Annotated in this window: 13 protein-coding genes and 1 CRISPR repeat array (1 of these 14 cut by a window edge); of the genes, 12 read left to right on the top strand and 1 reads right to left on the bottom strand. The window is 64.0% G+C overall.

Going from position 1 to position 23,600, the window contains the following annotated elements; all coding sequences use genetic code 11:
- The first annotated feature begins 281 nt into the window (after positions 1 to 281).
- The 3 genes from C6570_RS00590 to scpC all read left to right on the top strand — a co-directional run bounded on the left by C6570_RS00590 (position 282) and on the right by scpC (position 4,101).
- Entirely contained in the window at positions 282 to 1,568 is a 1,287-nt protein-coding gene (locus C6570_RS00590) for a solute carrier family 23 protein (protein WP_106701107.1), read from the top strand.
- A gap of 131 nt (positions 1,569 to 1,699) precedes the next feature.
- The gene (locus C6570_RS00585; protein WP_106701105.1) at positions 1,700 to 2,284 is read left to right on the top strand and encodes a superoxide dismutase family protein; all 585 of its coding nucleotides are present in this window, start codon (positions 1,700 to 1,702) and stop codon (positions 2,282 to 2,284) included.
- A gap of 272 nt (positions 2,285 to 2,556) precedes the next feature.
- Entirely contained in the window at positions 2,557 to 4,101 is a 1,545-nt protein-coding gene (gene scpC / locus C6570_RS00580) for a succinyl-CoA:acetate CoA-transferase ScpC (RefSeq protein WP_483870160.1), read from the top strand.
- 206 nt (positions 4,102 to 4,307) lie between these two features.
- On the opposite strand, the gene C6570_RS00575 is transcribed toward scpC, so the two are convergent.
- On the bottom strand, positions 4,308 to 5,300 hold the full coding sequence (locus C6570_RS00575; RefSeq protein WP_106701103.1) for a LysR family transcriptional regulator: 993 nt from the start codon (positions 5,298 to 5,300) through the stop codon (positions 4,308 to 4,310).
- 120 nt (positions 5,301 to 5,420) lie between these two features.
- Here C6570_RS00575 and aptA point away from each other — a divergent pair, with 120 nt between their 5' ends.
- From aptA to cas6f, 9 genes are all read left to right on the top strand, one after another.
- The gene (gene aptA / locus C6570_RS00570) at positions 5,421 to 6,785 is read left to right on the top strand and encodes an omega-aminotransferase AptA (protein WP_106701101.1); all 1,365 of its coding nucleotides are present in this window, start codon (positions 5,421 to 5,423) and stop codon (positions 6,783 to 6,785) included.
- An 86-nt stretch (positions 6,786 to 6,871) separates the two neighbouring features.
- On the top strand, positions 6,872 to 7,501 hold the full coding sequence (locus C6570_RS00565) for a DJ-1/PfpI family protein (protein WP_106701099.1): 630 nt from the start codon (positions 6,872 to 6,874) through the stop codon (positions 7,499 to 7,501).
- Positions 7,502 to 7,575: 74 nt separating this feature from the next.
- On the top strand, positions 7,576 to 9,102 hold the full coding sequence (locus C6570_RS00560) for a CoA-acylating methylmalonate-semialdehyde dehydrogenase (RefSeq protein WP_106701097.1): 1,527 nt from the start codon (positions 7,576 to 7,578) through the stop codon (positions 9,100 to 9,102).
- A 156-nt stretch (positions 9,103 to 9,258) separates the two neighbouring features.
- A complete protein-coding gene (gene cas1f, locus C6570_RS00555) occupies positions 9,259 to 10,155 on the top strand; it encodes a type I-F CRISPR-associated endonuclease Cas1f (protein WP_342747941.1) in 897 nt (298 codons plus the stop codon).
- A gap of 139 nt (positions 10,156 to 10,294) precedes the next feature.
- The gene (cas3f, locus tag C6570_RS00550) at positions 10,295 to 13,840 is read left to right on the top strand and encodes a type I-F CRISPR-associated helicase Cas3f (RefSeq protein WP_106701094.1); all 3,546 of its coding nucleotides are present in this window, start codon (positions 10,295 to 10,297) and stop codon (positions 13,838 to 13,840) included.
- A gap of 97 nt (positions 13,841 to 13,937) precedes the next feature.
- Positions 13,938 to 15,299 (top strand): type I-F CRISPR-associated protein Csy1, encoded by a 1,362-nt coding sequence (gene csy1 / locus C6570_RS00545; protein WP_245896245.1) that lies wholly within the window; start codon positions 13,938 to 13,940, stop codon positions 15,297 to 15,299.
- A complete protein-coding gene (gene csy2 / locus C6570_RS00540) occupies positions 15,296 to 16,360 on the top strand; it encodes a type I-F CRISPR-associated protein Csy2 (protein ID WP_106701090.1) in 1,065 nt (354 codons plus the stop codon). Before csy1 ends, csy2 begins: the two co-directional genes overlap by 4 nt.
- 58 nt (positions 16,361 to 16,418) lie before the next feature.
- Positions 16,419 to 17,438, top strand: coding sequence for a type I-F CRISPR-associated protein Csy3 (csy3, locus tag C6570_RS00535; protein ID WP_106701088.1), 1,020 nt, complete (start codon positions 16,419 to 16,421; stop codon positions 17,436 to 17,438).
- A gap of 24 nt (positions 17,439 to 17,462) precedes the next feature.
- Entirely contained in the window at positions 17,463 to 18,038 is a 576-nt protein-coding gene (gene cas6f / locus C6570_RS00530) for a type I-F CRISPR-associated endoribonuclease Cas6/Csy4 (RefSeq protein WP_106701086.1), read from the top strand.
- Positions 18,039 to 18,167: 129 nt separating this feature from the next.
- A CRISPR array of direct repeats spans positions 18,168 to 23,600; the repeat unit is 28 nt; unit sequence GTTCGCTGCCGCGTAGGCAGCTCAGAAA (it continues 2,164 nt past the right edge of the window).

The raw sequence follows: 23,600 nt of genomic DNA, 5'->3' as shown, positions 1-23,600 counted from the left end.
TGCGCGGCAGGTGGCGCAGCCGGTGCCGCCAAAACATTGGCATCGCCGGCTGCTGCGGCCCCAACGGTTGCGGCGCAGCCGATGCACCATGTCAAGGCATTGATCGGGTTTTAGGCCGCTGGCGCAGGCTCATCCAGCGCTGGCAGCTATCAATAGTGAAGCATGCGACGCGCCGGCGCACAGTTCAGGTGCGCGCATTTCCGCAATCTCCGCGCTGAAAATCCTGCGCAACACCCTACCATTGGCGGCTGGATCGGCAACAACGGCAAGAGGGGTTGAGGATGAGTTGGTTTCAATGGACAGAGCGCCCCACGTCGGCGCTGGCAAACGGTGGCGTGATTGGCCCGGACGAGCGCCTGCCCTGGCCGCAGACCATGACGATGGGCGTGCAGCACGTCATCGCCATGTTCGGCGCCACGGTGCTGGCGCCCATCCTGATGGGGTTCGACCCCAACCTGGCCATCTTCATGAGCGGCATCGGCACGCTCATCTTCTACTTCATCACCGGCGGCAAGGTGCCTAGCTACCTGGGCTCGTCCTTCGCCTTCATCGGCGTGGTGACCGCCGCCACGGCGTACGCGGGCAAGGGGGCCAACGCCAACATCGCGGTGGCGCTGGGCGCCATCATCGTGTGCGGGCTGATCTACGCGCTGATCGGCCTGGTGGTACAGGCCGTGGGCACCGCCTGGATCGAAAAGCTGATGCCGCCGGTGGTCACCGGCGCGGTGGTGGCGGTGATCGGGCTGAACCTGGCCGGCATTCCCATCAAGAACATGGCGGCCAGCAACTTCGACAGCTGGATGCAGCTGGTCACCTTCGTCTGCGTGGCGCTGGTGGCGGTGTTCACCAAGGGCATGGTGCAAAGGCTGCTGATCCTGGTGGGGCTCGCGCTGGCCACCGTCATCTACCTGGTGCTGGCCAACGGCATGGGCCTGGGCAAGCCGATGGATTTCTCCGGCATCATCGCCGCGCCGTGGGTCGGCATGCCCAACTTCACCAAGCCGGTGTTCGACGCTGGCGCCATGCTGCTGATCGCCCCGGTGGCGCTGATCCTGGTGGCTGAGAACCTGGGCCACATCAAGGCCGTGTCGGCCATGACCGGTCGCAACCTTGACCCGTACATTGGCCGTGCCTTCATCGGCGATGGCGTGGCCACCATGGTCAGCGGCGCGGCCGGCGGCACGGGGCAGACCACCTACGCCGAAAACATCGGCGTGATGGCCGCCACGCGCATCTATTCCACGGCGGTGTTCGTGGTGTCGGCGGTGATGGCGCTGGTGCTGGGCTTTTCGCCCAAGTTCGGCGCGCTGATCCAGGCCATTCCGCTGCCGGTGATGGGCGGCGTGTCCATCGTGGTGTTCGGGCTGATCACCATTTCGGGCGCCAAGATCTGGGTGGACAACAAGGTCAACTTTGGCGACCCGGCCAACCTGCTGGTGGCCGCCGTCACCCTGATCCTGGGCACGGGCGACTTCACGCTGAAATTCGGCAGCTTCGCGCTGGGCGGCATCGGCACCGCCACCTTTGGCGCCGTTCTCCTACACGCCCTGCTGCGCCGCCGCGCCTAGCATGGGTGGCGCTGCGCCCTGCGCCGCCGCTGTGAGTGCGCCAGCGGCGCAGCTGTTTACCGGCTTGGCGCCGGTGCGGCCGCCCAGGTATGCGGCAGGCCGTGAACCCGATTTTTCAAGGAGTCCATCGAATGAATACCACCACCACCCTGCGCCGCGTTGGCGGCCTGACGCTGATTGCCACCGCTGCGGCGCTGGCGGCCTGCGCGGCCAAGCCCATCGGCGATGGCGGGGCCAACCCCCGCACCGTGGCATCGGTTCAGCTGAGCGCCGCCGCCGGTGGCGTGCCGCAGCCCAACCCGCAGTCGCCCGTGCAGGGCTCGCTGCAGTTTTCCGAAGTGCGCGGCATCACCAGCGTGACGGGCACCGTCACCGGCCTGGCGCCCAATTCGCACGCCGCATTCCACGTGCACGAGTTTGGCGATTGCTCCAAGCCCGACTTCAGCAGCGCCGGCAGCCACTTCAACCCCACCCACCAGCCGCACGGCGCGTGGGACGGCCCGCACCACCACGTGGGCGACATGCCGCAGCTGGTGGCCGACGCCAACGGCACGGCCACGGTGTCGTTCAACAGCGAATCGCTGCAGCTGCGCGGGCCCAACAGCATCATCAACAAGGCGGTGATCGTTCACCGCGACCCGGACGATGTGAACGCCCAGCCCGTGGGCAACGCCGGCCCCCGCCTGGCGTGCGGGGTCATCAAGGCGGGCAGCTGAGCGCGCGGCGCGCCTCGCGCGGCTGCAGTCCCCTCACTCGCCTGGCGATGAGGCCAGACCGTCCGCGGGGCGATCGAGCGGGCCGATTGCTATATTTAGCATAGCTGCTGGCGCAGGTGGGTGCTGCGCCAGCGGCCGAATATACCGTTAGCGCGGGCGCGTCAGGTCTTGTCAGGCAAGCGCTGGGTTGGCTGGGTAGACTAGGGTTAACCCTAGATTCCTGGGCGCTTTTTGGGGTGCCCAGGCCCATCCGCTTCAACGGTGTCCGCGCCTTGACCTTCATCGACAGCTCCTCCAACGCCAGCTCCGCCGAGCGAATCCAGCACCCTGGTCTGCGCGCCAAGCGCATGTCGGCCGAACAGGCCGCCGCCATGATCCAGCCGGGCTGGAACGTGGGCATGAGTGGCTTTACCGGCGCCGGCTACCCCAAGGCCGTGCCGCGCGCCCTTGCTGCGCACATCGAAGCGGCCCACGCGGCCGGCCGCCCTTTTCGCATCGGGCTGTGGACGGGCGCATCCACCGCGCCCGAGCTGGACGGCGCACTCGCCAAGGTCGACGGCATCGACATGCGCCTGCCCTATCAGAGCGACCCAACGGTGCGCGCGCAGATCAACAGCGGCCACATGCAGTACGTCGATATCCACCTGTCGCACGTCGCGCAGTTCGTGTGGTTCGGCTTTCTGGGCCACCTGAACGTGGCGGTGATCGAGGTGGCGGGCGTGCTGCCCGACGGCCGGCTGATCCCCAGCACTTCGGTGGGCAACAACAAGACCTGGATCGAGCAGGCCGATTACGTGATCCTGGAAGTCAACCACCGCCAGAGCGCGGCGCTGGAAGGCTTTCACGACGTGTATTACGGCGCCGCCCTGCCGCCGCACCGCAAGCCGATACCGCTGGAGACGGCGGATCAGCGCATCGGCGAGCCCTACCTGCGGTGCGACCCGGCCAAGGTGATCGCCGTGGTCGACACCGACGCGCCCGACCGCAACAGCGTGTTTACGCCGCCGGATGCGCAGTCGGCCGCCATCGCCCAGCACATCATCGACTTCCTGCAGCATGAAGTGGCCCAGGGCCGCCTGCCCAAGAGCCTGCTGCCGCTGCAGTCGGGCGTGGGCAACATCGCCAACGCGGTGCTGGCGGGGCTGGACCGCGGGCCGTTCGCCGGCCTGACCGCCTACACCGAGGTGCTGCAGGACGGCATGCTGGACATGCTGCGCAGCGGCACGCTGCAAAGCGCCTCGTGCACCGCGCTGTCGCTCAGCCCTGACGCGGCGGACTACTTCAACGCGCACATCGACGATTTTCGCGGCCGCATCCTGATTCGCCCGCAAGAGATCAGCAACCACCCCGAGCTGATCCGCCGCATGGGCGTGCTGGCCATGAACGCGATGATCGAAGCCGATATCTACGGCAACGTGAACAGCACGCACCTGATGGGCAGCGCCATCATGAACGGCATCGGCGGCTCGGGCGACTTTGCGCGCAACGCCTATATCTCCATGTTCATGACGCCGTCCATCGCCAAGGACGGCAGCATCAGCTGCATCGTGCCCATGGCTTCGCACGTCGACCACACCGAGCACGACGTGCAGGTGATCGTCACCGAACAAGGCTTGGCCGACCTGCGCGGCCTGGCCCCGCAGCAGCGCGCGCGGCGCATCATCGACACGTGCGCGCACCCCACCTACCGCGACGCGCTGCACGACTACCTGGCGCGCGCGCGGCTGCAGGCCAACGGCCAGCACACGCCGCACGTGCTGACCGACGCGCTGAGCTGGCACGAGCGCTACCTGCGCACCGGCACGATGCTGCCTTGACGGCGGCGGCCGAGCGGGTCGGCCGATTCGCGCCGTCGTCAGGCATAGGCGGCGCGGCGGATTCAGCGACCGGGCAACGAGCGGCTTTGACCGCTACAAGTGCATTCCCAGCGCGCTGATCGGCCACGCCGCGCCGCTGATCAGTCGGCCATTTATTCAAAAATGATAGCTGCTAGCGCAGGTGCGTAGGGCGCCAGCGGCTATTTTCATTCGGATGCGTCCACGGGCGCATCAGGCCGCCGGTGCGCCGCCAACAGGCATTCGTGAAACAGCTGCGCCGCGCGCGACGGCTGGGGCGATCGCCGCAGCAGGCTGACGAACTGGCAGCGGTAGTTCAGCAGCGCGGGCTGCACGGCGCGCATCTGGCCGCGCTGCACGAAGGCGTCGGCGTAGTGGTCGGGCAGAAAGCCCACGAACTGGCCCGACAGGATCAGCGTGGCGATCGCCTCTTGCTCAAACCCCGTGGCGCGGCGCGGCAAGCGCTCGGCATGCGCCAGCTCCATGTTGGGCGAGTGGTAGCCCAGCCCGGCGAAATCGCCCCGCCGGCGCAGCGCAGCCCAGTCCAGCGCGTGGTCGCCCGCGCCGAACAGCGCGTGCCCCTCGCCGCAGTACAGGTACATGGTTTCGCCAAACAGCGCGTCGTAGCGCAGCGTGGCCGACGCGCGGTGTTCGGGAATCACGCCCACGGCAAAGCTGCCGTCCATCACCCCGCGCTCGATCTGCGGGATGCTGCCCACGTGCAGGTTCAGCCGCACGTCCGGCGCGGCCTGCGCAAACTGCGCAATCGCGCGGTGCAGGCGCGCCTGCGGGTTGCTGGCGGTCTTGTCGAACACCGCCACCGCCAGCTGGCCGCCCATGCGCTGGTGCAACTCGTGCACGCCGGTGCGAAAACCTTCCACGGCGGCCAGCAGGCGCAAGGTTTCGTCGTACACGCGCTGGCCTTCGGCCGTCAGGGCGAAGCCTGCGCGCCCACGGCGGCACAGCGTCAGGCCCAGGCGCGTTTCCAGGTCTTTCAGGTGGCGGCTGACGGTGCTGGTGCCGATGTTCAGCTCCAGCTCGGCCGCGGCCAGGCCGCCGCATTCCACCACCGCCTTGAAGACCTGCAGCAGGCGCAAGTCCATGTCGCTCACCTGCCCGATCAGGGCGCGCGGGCGCCCTGGGGCGCTGCCTGCTGGCGCGGCGGTGTTTTTTACTTGCATAGATCGGCAACTGAACTTGGATATTTGCGTATTTAACCGGCTAAACGCGGGCAGGACAATGGCCTTTTTTGGGCGGCCCGCGCCTGGCCGCTTTCACCCGCACCCTTGCAGGAGATCCTCATGAGCGTGAGCACCGCCAACCCCTCCACCGCTGCCCAAGGCGGCACGCGCACCGACGCCGCCTGGCTGGAAGCGCACTGGATGCCCTTCACCGCCAACCGCCAGTTCAAGCGCGACCCGCGCATGATCGTGGGCGCGCAGGGCGCGTACCTCACCGACAGAGACGGCCGCCAGGTGTTCGACGGCTTGTCCGGCCTGTGGTGCACGGGCCTGGGCCATGGCCGCCGAGAAATCGCCGAAGCCGTGGGCAAGCAGGCCGCGCAGCTCGACTATTCGCCCGCCTTCCAGTTTGGCCACCCGTTGTCGTTCGAGCTGGCCAACGCCATCAAGGCGCGCACCCCGGCGGGGCTCGACCACGTGTTCTTCTGCGCCAGCGGCTCTGAGGCGGCCGACACGGCGCTGAAAATGGCGCGCGCCTACTGGCGCCTGAAAGGCCAGGGCGGCAAGCAGCTGCTGGTGGGCCGCGAGAAGGGCTACCACGGCGTGAACTACGGCGGCATCTCGGTCGGCGGCCTGTCGGCCAACCGCAAGCTGTACGGCCAGGGCGTGCCCGCCGCGCACCTGCCGCACACCCAGCCGCCCATGGGCAGCTTCGTCAAGGGCCAGCCGCTGGAAGGCGGCGTGGCGCTGGCCGACCGCCTGCTGGACATCATCGCGCTGAATGACGCCAGCAACGTCGCCGCCGTCATCGTGGAGCCGTTCAGCGGCTCGGCCGGCGTGGTGATTCCGCCCGTGGGCTACCTGCAGCGCCTGCGCGAAATCTGCACGCAGCACGACATCCTGCTGATCTTCGACGAAGTCATCACCGCCTTTGGCCGCTGCGGCGCCATGACCGGCAGCGACGCCTTTGGCGTGGTGCCCGACATCATGACCTTTGCCAAGCAGGTCACCAACGGCGTACAGCCGCTGGGCGGCGTGGTGGCGGGCAAGGACATCTACGACACCTTCATGGCCGCCGGCGGGCCCGACTACATGCTCGAATTCGCCCACGGCTACACCTACAGCGCGCACCCCGTCGCCTGCGCCGCTGGCGTGGCCGCGCTGGAGCTGCTCGACCAAGAAGACGGCCCCGCCCGCGCGAAGGCCCTCGCGCCGCACTTCGAGGCCGCCGTGCACAGCCTGAAGGGCGCCAAGCACGTGGCGGACATCCGCAACTACGGCCTGGCCGCTGGCATCACCATCGCGCCGCTGCCCGGCGAGCCCGCACGCCGCCCGTACGAGATCGCCATGGCGTGCTGGAAGAAAGGCTTTTACGTGCGCTACGGCGGTGACACCATCCAGCTGGCGCCGCCCTTCATCAGTGAAAAGGCCGAGATCGACCGGCTGGTCGGCGCGCTGGGCGATGCGCTGAACGAAACCGCCTGAGTGGCCCGCGCCGGCAGATTACTCATGTTTTGATAGCTGCCGGCGATGGTTGCACCTGCGCTATCGGCCGATTTCATTCAAAACCCATGCACATCGCCATCCTCACCTTCGACGCCTTCAACGACCTCGATTCGCTGGTGGCGTACGCCATGCTCAACCGCATCGCGCTGTTGGGCGACGCGGATTGGCAGGTGCGCATCGCCAGCCCCACGCCGCGCGTCACGTCGATGAACGGCCTGACCATCGACGCGCACGAAGACCTCTCGCGCGTGGGCGATGCCGATGCGGTGCTGATCGGCAGCGGCATGAAAACGCGCGAAGTGGCGGCCAACCCGGCCATCATGGGCCAGCTGCGGCTGAACCCGTCGCGCCAGCTGCTGGCGGCGCAGTGCTCGGGCACCTTCCTGCTCGGCCAACTGGGCGTGCTGCAAGGGGTGCCCGCGTGCACCGACCTGACCAGCAAGCCCTGGGTGGTGGCGTCGGGTGTCGACGTGGTCAACCAGCCCTTTGCGGCGCAAGGCAACGTCGCCACCGCCGGCGGCTGCATGGCGGCGCCCTACCTGGTGACGTGGCTGATCGCGCGGCTGAAGGGCATCGACGCGGCGCGCGAGGTGATGCACTACTTCGCGCCCGTGGGCGAAAAGGCCGCGGACGTAGAGCGTGCGCTGGCGCACGTCACCCCCACGCTGGCGCCGCAAGCCGCCCTGGCGGCTTGAGCTGATAACTCTTTTTTTGATAGCTGCTGGCGCAGGATGGACGGGCGCTGGTGGCACATTTGACTGATAGAACCATGCAACACGACAAGAACGTTACCCGCACCATCGGCCACCTGATCGACGGCCAGATCGTCAACGACACGGCGCGCACGCAGCCGGTGTTCAACCCCGCCACGGGCCAGGTCAGCGCGCACGTGGCGCTGGCCAGCGTGGCCACCGTAGAGGCGGCCATCGCCAGCGCCGAGAAAGCCTACCCGGCCTGGCGCGACACGCCGCCGCTCAAGCGCGCGCGGGTCATGAGCAAGCTCAAGGTGCTGCTGGAGCAGCGCGCCGACGAGATCGTGCAGCTGATCACCGCCGAGCACGGCAAGGTGCTGGGCGACGCCATGGGCGAGCTGCAGCGCGGCATCGAGAACGTGGAATACGCCAGCTACGCGCCCGAGCTGCTCAAGGGCGAGCACAGCCGCAACGCCGGCCCCGGCATCGACAGCTGGAGCGAATTCCAGCCGCTGGGCGTTACCGCGGGCATCACGCCCTTCAACTTTCCGGCCATGGTGCCGCTGTGGATGTGGCCGATGGCCGTGGTCTGCGGCAACAGCTTTGTGCTGAAACCCAGTGAGCGCGACCCCAGCAGCGCACTGCTGATCGCCCAACTGGCGCAAGAGGCGGGCCTGCCGCCCGGCGTGCTGAACGTGGTCAACGGCGACAAGGAAGCGGTGGACACGCTGCTGCACGACCCGCGCGTGAAGGCGGTGAGCTTCGTGGGCTCTACGCCGATCGCCGAATACATCTACAGCGAAGGCGCCAAGCACGGCCAGCGCGTGCAGGCCCTGGGCGGCGCCAAGAACCACGCCGTGGTCATGCCCGACGCCGACATTGCCAACGCCGTCAGCGCCATGATGGGCGCCGCCTACGGCAGCTGCGGTGAGCGCTGCATGGCCGTGCCGCTGATCGTGGCCGTGGGCGATGAGGTGGCCGACAAGATGATCGACGGCCTGAAAACCGAGATCGCCAAAATGAAGGTGGGCCCCGGCACGCAGACCGACAACGGCGGCAACGACATGGGCCCGCTGGTCACCAAGCCGCATTTCGAGAAGGTAAAGGCCTATGTCGACGCGGGCGTGGCCGAAGGCGCCACGCTGCTGGTGGACGGGCGCGGCCTGAAGGTCAAGGGGCACGAAGACGGCTACTTCCTTGGGCCCTGCCTGTTCGACCACGTCAAGCCGGGCATGAGCATCTACCAGGAAGAAATCTTCGGCCCGGTGCTGGGCATCGTGCGCGTGAAGACGCTGGAAGAGGCCATGAAGCTGATCAACGACCACGAATACGGCAACGGCACCTGCATCTTCACCCGCGATGGCGAGGCGGCGCGTTACTTCAGCGACCACATCCTCGTGGGCATGGTCGGCATCAACGTGCCGCTGCCCGTGCCGGTGGCCTACCACTCGTTCGGCGGCTGGAAGCGCAGCCTGTTCGGCGACCTGCACGCCTACGGCCCTGACGCGGTGCGCTTCTACACCAAGCGCAAGACGATCACGCAGCGCTGGCCCTCAGCCGGTGTGCGCGAGGGGGCGATGTTCAGCTTCCCGAGCAGCCGCTGAGTTTTTTTGCGGCAGCGCAGCCGCCAGAACACAAGCCCCAGCACCTTGCGGCGTTGGGGCTTTTTGCTGCTTGGTTGGGGTGGCGTTTTACTTGGGATCGAGCGGTGAGCGGTGCCGCCAGATGAGGTCCGTATTTGCCCGTAAAGTTGGCGCACCATGCGAGATCTTCCTGCCTCAGACCTGAAGACGGTTCTGCACTCCAAACGTGCCAACCTGTATTACTTGGAGCATTGCCGCGTTCTGGTCAACGGTGGGCGCGTGGAGTATGTGACCGATGCCGGCAAGCGCAGCCTGTACTGGAACATTCCCATCGCCAACACCACCAGCATCCTGCTTGGGACGGGTACTTCGATCACCCAGGCAGCTATGCGCGAGCTGGCCAAAGCGGGGGTGCTTGTGGGCTTTTGCGGTGGCGGCGGCACCCCGCTGTTCAGCGCCAACGAGGTCGATGTGGAGGTGGCCTGGCTCACGCCCCAAAGCGAATATAGGCCCACCGAATATCTGCAAGCGTGGGTGAAATTCTGGTTTGACGACGAGCTGCGCTTGATGGCTGCCAAAGCCTTGCAGACGACACGCATGCAACGCCTGCGCGCAGAGTGGGCGCAACGGGCTTGGGTCGAAGCCGGCTTTCAGGTCGATCTATCTCGTTTGGATGACTTGATCGCGCGCTCACAAGCGGAAGTGAATCGGGCGGAAGACACCACGGCCTTGCTCACCGAAGAAGCGCGCCTGACCAAGGCGCTGTTCAAGTTGGCGGTGGACGCCACCGGCTATGGCGATTTCACCCGTGCCAAGCGCGGCACCGGCACCGACCCGGCGAACCGCTTTCTCGACCATGGCAACTACCTGGCTTACGGCTTGGGTGCAACCGCCACATGGGTGCTGGGCTTGCCGCATGGCTTGGCGGTGCTGCACGGCAAAACGCGGCGCGGCGGCTTGGTGTTTGACGTGGCGGATTTGATCAAGGATGCAGCCATCCTGCCGCAGGCATTCCTTTCCGCCATGCGCGGAGATGAAGACCAGCAGTTCGCCGCAACTGCATTGAGGCGCTGACCCGCAGCGAATCGCTGGATTTCATGATCGACAGCATCAAAGACATCGCCGTGAAAACGGCGCAGTTGGCAGATGCCGCACCAGCAAAGCTTGTGGAGGCGCCAGCAGCCAATCAGAGTGGCCGAAAAGAAGGTCAAGCATGAACGTGCTGCTGATCTCCCAATGCAGCCAACGTGCGCTGACCGAAACCCGCCGCATCCTCGACCAGTTTGCCGAACGACGTGGCGACCGCACCTGGCAAACCGCCATCACCCAAGCTGGTTTGGACACCTTGCGAAAACTGCTGCGGCAGACGGCGCGCAAGAACACGGCTGTGGCCTGCCACCGCATCGGTGGCAAAAACCACAGCGAATTGCTGTGGGTGGTGGGCAATGCGCGGCAGTTCAATGAAGAAGGGGCGGTGCCCACCAACACGACACAAACCAATGTGCTGCGCGCAGAGGATGAGGCCAACTGGCACACCCTGTGCATGATCCAGCAACTAACCGCGCTGGCGGCACTGATGCACGACCTGGGTAAGGGCAGCGATGCGTTTCAGGCCCGTTTACGCGGCGACTTGACAACCAAAAACCTGTACCGCCACGAGTGGACCTCGGTCCGCCTGTTTCAAGCCTTTGTGCACAGCTGCGACAGCGTGGATGGCGACGCGCCGTGGCTCGATCAACTGGTGACCAGTGCCGACATGGGTGATGGCGAAATGGCCAATTGGCACACGCGATGGGATGGGCCGCACCTGATCACGGATGGGCTGAACCGCGCGCAAGCGGGGGACGAGGCGCATGCGATTTTCAATAGCCTGCCACCCTTGGCTCAGGCGGTGGCGTGGCTGATCCTCACCCATCACCGGCTGCCTGCTCTTCCCGTGGACGGCGATGACTCGGCGCATGCGTTTCATGGGCAGATACGCACAGGCATGACGCTGGGCGAAGTGGCCCACGTGCTGAGCAAAATCAACGCTGATTGGAACGAACCTTACAGCAGCGCCGCGCGTGCAGCACAGGCTGCAAAGGATGTGGCGGCGTACTGGCGCTTTGGTGGTGGTTTGCCCATCGCAGACAAGCCATGGCGCCAGCGCGCCGCCCGAATGGCCAAGGCGTTGCGGGAGCAACCACATTCCATTCAGCCGCTGCACAACACCTATGTGATGCACGTAGCGCGCATGGCATTGATGCTGGGTGATCACCACTACTCCAGCCTGGGCGTGGCGCCCAGCGGCCGGCCAGTGCCCGAGCGTCTGGCTTTTATCGCCAGTGAAGCCCAGGCGCCGTACGCCAACACGCTTAAAGGTGGCGTGCCCAACCAAACGCTGGGGGAACACCTGCGGGGCGTGGAGCACCACGCCAGCGCGTTGGTGCGTGCACTGCCCAGCCTGACACGGCAATTGCCACACCTCAAGGGTCACAAAACCCTGAAAAGCCGCAGTGCCGATGCGCGCTTTCGCTGGCAAGACAGTGCCGCCGATCTCGCCACCAATGTGCGCAACCACGCCGCGGAGCACGGCGCCTTCATCGTCAACATGGCTTCAACCGGTTGCGGTAAAACGCTGGGCAACGCCCGCATCATGAATGCGCTGGCCAACCCCGCCACCGGCATGCGTTGCGCCTTCGCCATCGGATTGCGCTCACTCACGCTGCAAACCGGGCGCAGCTTTCAAAACGAGTTGAAGCTGGGCGACGACGAACTGGCCATTCTCGTGGGGGGCACCGCCAGCCGCGAATTGTTCGCGTACTACCAAGATTTGGCCGAGCAAAGTGGCTCTGCCTCTCAGCAAGACCTGCTCGACGAGACCACGCACGTGCTGTACGAGGGCAACGACCAGCACCCGGTGCTTCAGCAGCTCGGTCAAGAAGCCGGCGCACGCAAACTGCTGGCTGCGCCCGTGCTGGCGTGCACGGTGGACCACCTCACACCCGCGACCGAAAGCCTACGCGGTGGCAGACAAATTGCCCCCATGTTGCGGCTGATGAGCAGTGATCTGGTGTTGGACGAACCGGACGATTTCGATCTGGCCGATCTGCCTGCGCTTGCTCGTCTCGTGCATTGGGCGGGGCTGTTGGGCTCGCGCGTATTGCTGTCGTCTGCCACCTTGCCACCAGCCCTGGTTGAAGGTTTGTTTCTCGCCTATTGGGAAGGACGGAAAGCCTACCAACACAACCGCGGTCAACGACCCGACGAAGTCCCGCGCCCCATGGGCCTGTGGGTCGACGAATTCGCGCGTACTGCAGCCGAATGCACCGATGCCATCGCGTTTCGCGCTGCGCATCTGGCCTTCGCGCTCAAGCGCGTGTCCAAGCTCACCGAGCAGGCCAAGGCACCGCGCCGCATCGCGCAGATCGTACCCATGCCGATAGGTTTTGCTCAGTTGGGAAAAGTCGAGCGGCGTGCCGCATTTGGCGCGCACCTGCTGCAAGCAGCGATGCAGCTGCACCGTGCGCACCACGCCTTTGTCAAGCAAAGCGGCGCAGAGCCCAAACGCGTGAGCTTTGGGCTCATCCGCATGGCCAACATAGCACCGCTGTTCGACGTGGCTTTGGCCCTGTTTCAACAAGCAGTGCCTTCGAACACGCGCATTCACCTGTGCGTTTACCACTCACAATTTCCGCTGTTTGTGCGCTCGGCCATCGAACACCGGTTGGACACGGCGCTCAACCGCCGAGGCAGCGCCAACGCCGTGTTTGCGCACGCCGACATTCGCGCCGCACTGGATGCACACAGCGAGCCCGAGCACGTGTTCATCGTGCTCGGATCACCCGTTACCGAGGTTGGACGCGACCACGACTACGACTGGGCCGTGGTCGAGCCCTCATCCATGCGCTCGCTCATTCAGTTAGCTGGCCGAGTGCTGCGCCACCGACCTGATCAGCAGCCCACCAGCTCCAACATACTGGTGTGCGAAGCCAACCTGCGCCACTTCGAGCAGCCAGGCCAAGCTGCCTATTGCCAGCCCGGCTTTGAAAGTCGGTCTTTCCCGCTCAAACCGCACCAACTTCAGCAATTGCTGGGCCCATGGCTGGACGCACAACTGTGCATGACCATTGACGCGCGACCGCGAGTGCTGCCGCGAGAACCGCAAACCGGCGCGCTGGATGCGCAGGGCAATCTGGTTGATCTGGAGCACGTGCGTATGCAAGCGCAGATGCTGCCTTTGGCTCCGCCCAGCGCAGCTGCCAGTGCGACGCCGGTCACCACGTCAGCACGAGCCAGCACACGCGGCGGCGTCGCGCGGCGGCAGGCCCCTGCGTCATCCACAAGCCATGCGGTTGGCGATTTCAACGCCAGCACCTTCTGGCTGCGCGCCGATGTGCGGCTGACCGCAGCCATGCAGCAGGCTCAACCATTTCGCCAGCAAACACAACAGCAGATGGATGTGGTGCTGTTGCCCACGGATGACGAGGACGACTACCGGCTGCATCGCGTTCAGGATGGCGAAAAAAAGTGGCAGAAGCTGTACGTGGAATGGGAAGGCCGCAACGACCGCGTTGCGCCGGATCGGCTCGCGCACCCGCAGATCAGCTGTTGGGGCGAGGTGGATTTCATGGCAGCCATGCAGGCTCAGGCCGATGCCATGGCGTTGCCTCTGCGCCGCTTCGCAGAAAAGTTTGCGACGGCCAGCTTGCCCGTGAGCAAGGACAACAACCAAGGGTGGCATTGGCACCCTTGGTTGGGATTCACGCGGAGAAATTGATGTGATGTTTACTAAGTAAGGAGCGAGGCAGCTTATGAGTAACTTTTGGTTGAATACCCCCAGAGCGCAACGAATACGGCAAGCGATGGAGGCACATGTGCAACAACGATTCGCCCACGCAACGTCACGCTGGATCAATAGGGCCGATTCAGTCGCGAGGAAGGCGATAGCCGATGCGCGCGAAAAATACATGCTTGATTCGATCTTGGGGAAAGGAATCAATGCGGCTCCCGGAGTAGCTGTCGCTACACACCTTGCGAAAGGGACGCATCCCGACCCCAGGGTCAAAGATGTGGTGAATCCGTGCGTTAGTTTTGATGCACTTTCGCAGCATGCGGAGGTTGGGTCGCACAATCTGGCGGGCCAAGCCTCTCGCGAGGATGTGACCGGCAATGGTGCGGTGAATTCTGCGGGCTATGAACTGTATTTACTACTGGAGTGCGTGTTTGATGGCAAAAAACTATCTGATTGGATATCAGACAAAGACGAAGATGCGTACTTGGCGTTTGGAGGCGAAGATCAGGCTTACTCATGCCTTGAGTTGTTAAGTAACAAATCTCGGACAGTTGCTACGAACGAGAAGCTCAAGCAGCTTTATTGGTTCGTGGGCGATGAACAAAGCGCAAGCGATGCCACTGTCGATGCGCAATATCACCTGCTCGCACCCTTGTACGCCACCTCGCTGGCGCACGCGGTCTACGGCGTGCTGCAAGAAGACCGCTTTGGCGAAGCCAACAAGGCGGCACGGCAGGCGCGACGTGATGGCAAGTTGCACGACGGGCCGTTGCGCGACTATCCGCAACTGGCGGTGCAGAAGATGGGCGGCACCAAGCCGCAGAACATCAGCCAGCTCAACAGCGAGCGTGGCGGCAACAACTACCTGCTGGCCTCGCTACCGCCGCAATGGAAGTCACGCGACATTCGCCAGCCGTGGGGCGTGCAGTCGGTGTTTGACCGCATGTTGATCAGGCGCGAAGGCGTGCGCGCCACCTTGGCGGACTTTCTGGCCTTCCTCAAGACCGATCCTCCGGCCAACGTGGAGACCCGCAACCGCGTCGATGCCTATGTGAGCGACTTGATCGACGCTTTGGTGACCTTGGGTGGCGAGTTGCAGCGCGCCTGGCCCGCGCACTGGACGCAAGACCCGCGCTGCGAGTTGGTGCGCGAGGAGCAGTTGTGGCTGGATGCGCGCCGGGCTGAAGTGGATGAAGACTTTGGCGCGGAATGGCAGCGCATGGATTGGCCCGCACAGATCGGCAAACGCTTTGGCAATTGGCTCAACACCCAGCTGGAAAAGCAGTTTGCCGTGGGCGATGCCGAGCAGCGCGAATGGGCCAACGAGCTGCTGGTGGACGAAAGCGAAGACGGCTGGGCGCAAAACCTGCACAAGCAACGCACGGCACTGAATGCGCCCCACTACATTCCCACGCGGCTGGGCGATCAGGGGGCTGTGGCATGAATGCACCCCTGCACAGCCTGAACGGCAAAGGCGTTTTGGTGCTCCCGCACCTGCGTATTCAGAACGCCAACGCCATCTCCAGCCCGCTCACCCATGGCTTCCCAGCGATGACCGCGTTTCTTGGCCTCATGTGGGCGTTGGAGCGCAAGCTCGCTGCCGCCGAGGTGCCGCTGTGGTTGGAGAAGGTCGGCGTGGTTTGCCATTGGTGGGAAGAACAGGTGCACGACGGCTACGTCAAAACCTTTCGCCTCACGCGCAACCCGGTCGGCAAGGATGGCAGCACCGCCGCCATCGTGGAAGAAGGTCGCATCCACCTCGACATTACGCTCGTGTTTCAGGTGGATGGTGGGGAGCCCGAAGCTGAAGGCAACGTGTTGTTTGCCAGCGCCGAGCGTCGCCGCGACGTGGCTTGGCAAGTGCGCGAGTTGTTGGGCATCATGCGGGTAGCCGGTGGCTCTGTACTGCCACCCAAGCCTCAGCCTGGGCAGTTCATCACGCCACAGCTAGAAGCCCTGGATGGGTCGGCTGAAGATCGGGCTAAGCAGCTTAGGCGCTTGCGCCGGCGCTGGCTGCCCGGCTTCACGCTGGTCGGGCGCGACGAGTTGCTGCAGCGGCGCCTCAAGCAGTTGCAAGCGCACGATGAGGGCGCCACGGCGCTGGATGCGTGGCTTGACTTGTCGCGCTTCAACCTGCACAGCGCGCAAGACCAGAACGGCAAAGTTTCTTGGCAAAACGACCGACCTGCCGATGCAGGCTGGCTGGTGCCCATGCCAGTGGGCTACGCCGCGTTGTCCGACTTGTACGCTGGCGGGCAAGTGGCCAACGCGCGCGACGAAGCCACGGCCTTTCGCTTTGTCGAAAGCGTGTATTCACTAGGCGAGTGGATCGGGCCGCATCGCATTAACCGCTTGGATGATTTGCTGTGGTGGGGCGAGCATGACGCGCAAACAGGCCTGTACCGCTGCCGCAGTGGTTACACCGCAGCCGAGACGGAACATGTGGGCGACGCACCCGAAGCCCGGCCAAGCGCAGACAGCGCTCACACGGCTGTCACGTCTTAGGCAATCCCGTTGGTAGGTATTGAACTGATTCATCAAATCACATTTTTAGGAATTCACCATGTCTTTGAAAACCGCTTCCGTCCTCGCGTTCGAACGCAAGCTCGACCCTTCTGACGCCTTGTTCCACGCTGGTCATTGGGATGCCATCGGCCAATCAGCGCAGTGGCAGCCCGTTGCGTTGCGTGAGAAATCGGTGCGCGGCACCATCTCCAACCGCCTTAAAACCAAAGACCAAGACCCGGCCAAGTTGGATGCGGCGATCGAAAGCCCGAACCTACAAACCGTGGATGTGGCTGCGCTGCCATCGGATGCCGATACGTTGAAGGTCAGCTTCACTCTGCGTGTGTTGGCGGGTACCGGGACGCCATCGGCTTGCAACAACGCCGATTACCAAACCAAACTGCTGCAAACCGTAGCGGGCTACGCACAAGCCAACGGTTTTCATGAGCTGGCCAAACGCTACGCACACAACCTGGTCAATGGTCGCTTCCTGTGGCGCAACCGCCAAGGTGCCGAACAAGTGCGGGTTGACATCGCCAAGATCGAACAAGGTAAAGCGGCACGAAGCTGGAGTTTTGATGCCCTGGCATTGGGCTTGCGCAGCTTCGACGCGGGCAGCGCAGCCGCTGATCGCGATGCCTTGGCCGCGCTCATCGCCAAAGGCCTGGCAGGCGACGAACACGTGCTGCTGCAAATCACTGCGTATGTGCGCATGGGCAATGGGCAGGAGGTATTCCCGTCGCAAGAGCTGATCTTGGAACGCGGCCGTGGCGACAAGAGCAAAACGCTGTACCACGTTGATAAGGTAGCCGCCATTCACTCGCAAAAACTGGGCAACGCTATCCGCACCGTGGACGATTGGTACGAAGGCGCGGGCGAGCTGGGACCGATTGCGGTGGAACCCTACGGCTCTGTCACCACACAAGGTAAAGCCTACCGGCAACCCAAACAGAAGCTCGACTTCTACAACCTGCTGGACGATTGGATTCTGAAAGACAAAGTGCCGCCATTGGAGCAGCAACACTTTGTGATCGCCGTGCTGGTTCGCGGTGGCGTGTTTGGCGATGCAGGCAATTGATGCCATGAGAGTGGAGCCTTCACCATGACCACGCATTACATCGACATTCACCTACTGCCCGACCCGGAATTCAGCCATGCCCACCTGCTGGGTGCGCTCGTGGCCAAACTGCACCGCGCGCTCGTGCACCTGCGGATGGATGCCGTTGGGGTGAGCTATCCACAGCATGTGGTGACCCCGACCCAGCAGCGCAGCCTAGGCAGCGTTGTGCGCTTGCATGGCCCATCTGAGGTGCTGGAGCAGCTTATGGCGCTGGGCTGGCTTCAGGGCATGCGCGACCACACCAAGGCCTCGGCACTGGCGTCGGCCCCTGCGGGCGCACCTCACCGGCAGGTGGCGCGGCGGCAATTCAAAACCAACGCTGAACGCCTGCGCCGCCGCCGCATGCAACGCAAAGGCGAAACCGCAGCACAGGCCGCAGCCCACATTCCCGACAGCGTGGAGCGTCGCCCGAACCTGCCCTATGTGCAACTGCGAAGCAGCAGCACGGCGCAGCCCTTTTGCCTTTTCATTGACCATGGTCCCTTGCAGGCGCAGGCCGTTTCAGGCTCTTTCAACACCTACGGCTTGAGCAACAGCGCCACCATTCCTTGGTTTTGACCCTTTTTCGTTGCCCACCCCAGGGGCCAGGAAAATCAAGTACTTAGCGCTGCTCGGCGTAAGAGGGGGAAAAGCCATGGAAATGGCTTTGTTCTTTAAAAATCAAGGAGATAACGAAAATCCGTAGAAGTTCGCTGCCGCGTAGGCAGCTCAGAAAAATGTGGTCTTGATGGCGGCGGCAGTCTCGCGGTTCGCTGCCGCGTAGGCAGCTCAGAAATTCGCCTTCGCCTTCGCCAGCGCCAACGCCAGGTTCGCTGCCGCGTAGGCAGCTCAGAAATACGACTTAGGGGCCAACGCGGCCCAGATCGCGTTCGCTGCCGCGTAGGCAGCTCAGAAATTGACCTTTTCGATCATGGGCGCCAGGTAGTCGTTCGCTGCCGCGTAGGCAGCTCAGAAAGTCAGTTTTTTGTGCGGGCCACTCCCAGCTGCGTTCGCTGCCGCGTAGGCAGCTCAGAAAAGCGCAGCAACGCCGCCACCGAAGCCCAGGCCGTTCGCTGCCGCGTAGGCAGCTCAGAAATGCCAGGCGTTGCCCGCTGCGGTGGTGACGCCGTTCGCTGCCGCGTAGGCAGCTCAGAAAACTAGGGCGTTGAGGGCGGTTTCTTTGGCATCGTTCGCTGCCGCGTAGGCAGCTCAGAAATAAAGGCGCGCTAGCGCCTCACCGCAACTCGAGTTCGCTGCCGCGTAGGCAGCTCAGAAATGCAGGCGCTGCACGAGCACGCCCGTGACTTCGTTCGCTGCCGCGTAGGCAGCTCAGAAATTTGCCAAGCAGCTGGCCAAGAACCTGCTGCAGTTCGCTGCCGCGTAGGCAGCTCAGAAAGCCAGCGCTGCCACCGCCGCCCACGGCCATGGGTTCGCTGCCGCGTAGGCAGCTCAGAAATTTCGGCGCGGCCTTGGCCGCGCTGCCGTAGAGTTCGCTGCCGCGTAGGCAGCTCAGAAAAGCGGCATCGGGTCGGAGGTGAACGAGCTGACGTTCGCTGCCGCGTAGGCAGCTCAGAAAAGCAGCAGGCGCGCAACGCGGCGGCGCTGGCCGTTCGCTGCCGCGTAGGCAGCTCAGAAAGTAGGGAGCACACTCGTGTGCGATGCACATCAGTTCGCTGCCGCGTAGGCAGCTCAGAAAGGCTGCCGGCGGCGGCGCGGCAGGCGCCAGCGGTTCGCTGCCGCGTAGGCAGCTCAGAAAATGTCTGCGCCGCGCTTTTGCGCGAGGCTGGCGTTCGCTGCCGCGTAGGCAGCTCAGAAAACGGCAGCGGCGCGGCCCAGCGCGTGGTCGGGGTTCGCTGCCGCGTAGGCAGCTCAGAAAAAATCCGGGCACAGATCAAGCCACGGCCCGGCGTTCGCTGCCGCGTAGGCAGCTCAGAAAAAATGCAAAAATTCCAGGATAAAACTATTTTTGTTCGCTGCCGCGTAGGCAGCTCAGAAAGTAGTGCGCACCGTCACCGTCAGCGGCAACGCGTTCGCTGCCGCGTAGGCAGCTCAGAAATGCGCGTGTCCGTGGGCTACGCCCAGCGCGGCGTTCGCTGCCGCGTAGGCAGCTCAGAAATCAACAGCACGATCAGCAAATTGCGCTGGGGCAGTTCGCTGCCGCGTAGGCAGCTCAGAAATTGCCCGGCGCCATGGAGCGTGGTTTGACGAGGTTCGCTGCCGCGTAGGCAGCTCAGAAAGCGTGCATGCGGCTTGGGCAGGTCATCGTGACGTTCGCTGCCGCGTAGGCAGCTCAGAAAAGCGCCGTGACCCCGGACATCGTGGACGAGATGTTCGCTGCCGCGTAGGCAGCTCAGAAAAGCAGAACGGCCGGTGGCGTGAAGGTGCCGCTGTTCGCTGCCGCGTAGGCAGCTCAGAAACATGAGAACGATCATCCTCGTCCTGGCCGCACGTTCGCTGCCGCGTAGGCAGCTCAGAAAAGCCCATGGCCTGCGGATCAGCCGCACCCGCGGTTCGCTGCCGCGTAGGCAGCTCAGAAAAAATCAAGCGCCGCACCAGTTCCGTGCGGCCCGTTCGCTGCCGCGTAGGCAGCTCAGAAATGATCAACGACGAATCCGACTTCGGTCTGGCGGTTCGCTGCCGCGTAGGCAGCTCAGAAATTCACCAGGTTTTGCGGTAGGGCCCAGGCTTCGTTCGCTGCCGCGTAGGCAGCTCAGAAATGCGTCATGGCGCCCAACGTGGCGCGCACCTGGTTCGCTGCCGCGTAGGCAGCTCAGAAATGGACAACCTTGCTTGGTACGCCGCGCTTCGGGTTCGCTGCCGCGTAGGCAGCTCAGAAAGCGATGACGCCCGGCCCAGCGATCCCATTGCAGTTCGCTGCCGCGTAGGCAGCTCAGAAACTCGGCGAAATTCAAGCGATCAACCAGCGTGCGGTTCGCTGCCGCGTAGGCAGCTCAGAAAATGCGGGCGCGGCGCCGGAATAGATGTCGATAGTTCGCTGCCGCGTAGGCAGCTCAGAAATTGATGCGGAACGATGAGAACGTATCGAGGCCGTTCGCTGCCGCGTAGGCAGCTCAGAAAAGACGTAGGTCACGCGATCCACCGCGACGGGCGTTCGCTGCCGCGTAGGCAGCTCAGAAAGGATCTCGTTCGCGAAGAAAACCTCCGCCGCAGTTCGCTGCCGCGTAGGCAGCTCAGAAAGTATCGGCGCGCGCAGGGGGCCGCTCGTGTCTGTTCGCTGCCGCGTAGGCAGCTCAGAAATTCGCCCAGTGGGAACGCATGCAGGTTGATCCGTTCGCTGCCGCGTAGGCAGCTCAGAAATTGATGCGCTCGCGCACGTATTGCTTCCACCCGTTCGCTGCCGCGTAGGCAGCTCAGAAAAGACGTAGGTCACGCGATCCACCGCGACGGGCGTTCGCTGCCGCGTAGGCAGCTCAGAAATTCGCGGCCAGCTCGGTGGCCAGGTACAGGTGGTTCGCTGCCGCGTAGGCAGCTCAGAAATCGCGCGGCTGGAGGGTGTTCGCCGGGCCTGCGTTCGCTGCCGCGTAGGCAGCTCAGAAATTCGTGGATGCGCGCGCCAGAGGGAACCGCTCGTTCGCTGCCGCGTAGGCAGCTCAGAAAGAGCTGGCCCTGGCCTGACCAACCACCCATTCGTTCGCTGCCGCGTAGGCAGCTCAGAAATGACTGGCAGAAAAGCAAGGGCGCCATCATCGAGTTCGCTGCCGCGTAGGCAGCTCAGAAAAGCGCTTGACTGATAGGCGCTAGCGGGTGATTGTTCGCTGCCGCGTAGGCAGCTCAGAAAAGAACCGGCCCTGCGCGCCAGCGTGGCGTGGTGTTCGCTGCCGCGTAGGCAGCTCAGAAATCGCGCCAGGTCAACGCGGCCGCGCTGGGGAGGTTCGCTGCCGCGTAGGCAGCTCAGAAACATTACGCCAGTTACTACAAGCTGCGCTATGGGTTCGCTGCCGCGTAGGCAGCTCAGAAATGCCGTCATTCGCTTGACGTTGACGCGGTTTTGTTCGCTGCCGCGTAGGCAGCTCAGAAAGCGCTCGGCGTTGACGGCGGCGGTGGCGTCGGGTTCGCTGCCGCGTAGGCAGCTCAGAAAGAATCCGGCGAGAAGCCGGTGCCGCTGGCCTACGTTCGCTGCCGCGTAGGCAGCTCAGAAAAGTCGTGAACGGTGCGAACGGAAACGTCAAGCGTTCGCTGCCGCGTAGGCAGCTCAGAAATGCACGTAGCCGCGCGCGCCCCACGCCAGCAGGTTCGCTGCCGCGTAGGCAGCTCAGAAATGAATCAGAACCACGTCACGCTCGGCAAACGGGTTCGCTGCCGCGTAGGCAGCTCAGAAAACGCCGGCGCGGGTGTAGCCGTCGCGCTCCATGTTCGCTGCCGCGTAGGCAGCTCAGAAACTGACGCAAATGCGTGGGCTGGGCGATGCCATGTTCGCTGCCGCGTAGGCAGCTCAGAAAACAAGCCATTCAGACAAGGGGAGACCTCCATAGTTCGCTGCCGCGTAGGCAGCTCAGAAAGCGCAGCTGGACCGCGCGCCGCTGTCGGACTAGTTCGCTGCCGCGTAGGCAGCTCAGAAATAAAGGCGTGGCGCGCAAGCAAGCCGCGTCCGGTTCGCTGCCGCGTAGGCAGCTCAGAAAGTGGGCTTCACCGCAACGCCTGCGCGCATGGAGTTCGCTGCCGCGTAGGCAGCTCAGAAACGCTGACGCGAGCAACTTTCATCGACTTCGCGGTTCGCTGCCGCGTAGGCAGCTCAGAAATGCTCAGCGACGCCGACATTGCGCGGCTCAGTGTTCGCTGCCGCGTAGGCAGCTCAGAAAAATCAAGAGAAAGGGAGAGTGAGTAGGCAATCGTTCGCTGCCGCGTAGGCAGCTCAGAAAGAGAAGCAGCGCAACGATTTCGCGGGCGCCGAGTTCGCTGCCGCGTAGGCAGCTCAGAAAACACCGTCACGCTGGGCTGGCCAATGGCCTGAGTTCGCTGCCGCGTAGGCAGCTCAGAAAGTATCCGCCCCGATGCCGGTTGGCATCATGGAGTTCGCTGCCGCGTAGGCAGCTCAGAAATCGATCTGGTCGGGCGTTACGCGGCGCAGCTCGTTCGCTGCCGCGTAGGCAGCTCAGAAATTGTTCCAGGCGTTGCTGCCGCCTGGCCAGCTGTTCGCTGCCGCGTAGGCAGCTCAGAAAAATGATGGGGCTTTCTACGACGCCCCGGCGCCGTTCGCTGCCGCGTAGGCAGCTCAGAAATGCAGCCACGTCCTGATGCTGCCTGACTGGCAGTTCGCTGCCGCGTAGGCAGCTCAGAAACAGCGCAATAAGGCCAGTCTGCAACCCCTGCAGTTCGCTGCCGCGTAGGCAGCTCAGAAATCGCGCAGCAGCGCATTGAGGTAGATAGCGCAGTTCGCTGCCGCGTAGGCAGCTCAGAAATGCTGATGCTGGCGCGCACCGCCGGGGTATCTGGTTCGCTGCCGCGTAGGCAGCTCAGAAAGCCAAACCGGCTGCCACCGGATCGACTTGTTGGTTCGCTGCCGCGTAGGCAGCTCAGAAATTGCCAACACCGGCCAGCTGCAGGCTGCATGCGTTCGCTGCCGCGTAGGCAGCTCAGAAATTGGTGCGTTTTCGGCGGCTGATGGTCAGCACGTTCGCTGCCGCGTAGGCAGCTCAGAAATTGACCTCAAGGACCCTCACGCCGTGGTGGTAGTTCGCTGCCGCGTAGGCAGCTCAGAAAAGGTCAGCGTGGGCATGTGCAGCAGCTGGGAAGTTCGCTGCCGCGTAGGCAGCTCAGAAAACGCACAGTAAATCGGCCGGGCGATTGCAGCTGTTCGCTGCCGCGTAGGCAGCTCAGAAAGGTAGCACTCAGCGGGCGAGTAATACCGGCCAGTTCGCTGCCGCGTAGGCAGCTCAGAAATACTGCCGCAGCGACCGCTGCAAGTTGGGGACGTTCGCTGCCGCGTAGGCAGCTCAGAAAGAGGTGGGCGGCTACTACGTGGTCTCCGAAGAGTTCGCTGCCGCGTAGGCAGCTCAGAAAGGTTTCAACCAGCGCCTGATAGGTCTTGATGCGTTCGCTGCCGCGTAGGCAGCTCAGAAACAACCTCGTCCAGAACAGTGCGCCCGCTGGGCGTTCGCTGCCGCGTAGGCAGCTCAGAAA

Source organism: Ottowia oryzae (genome assembly GCF_003008535.1).
GTDB classification, from domain to species: domain Bacteria; phylum Pseudomonadota; class Gammaproteobacteria; order Burkholderiales; family Burkholderiaceae_C; genus Ottowia; species Ottowia oryzae.
The sequence above is the reverse complement of the archived record's forward strand: the minus strand, read 5'-3'. Positions and strand labels throughout refer to the sequence as shown.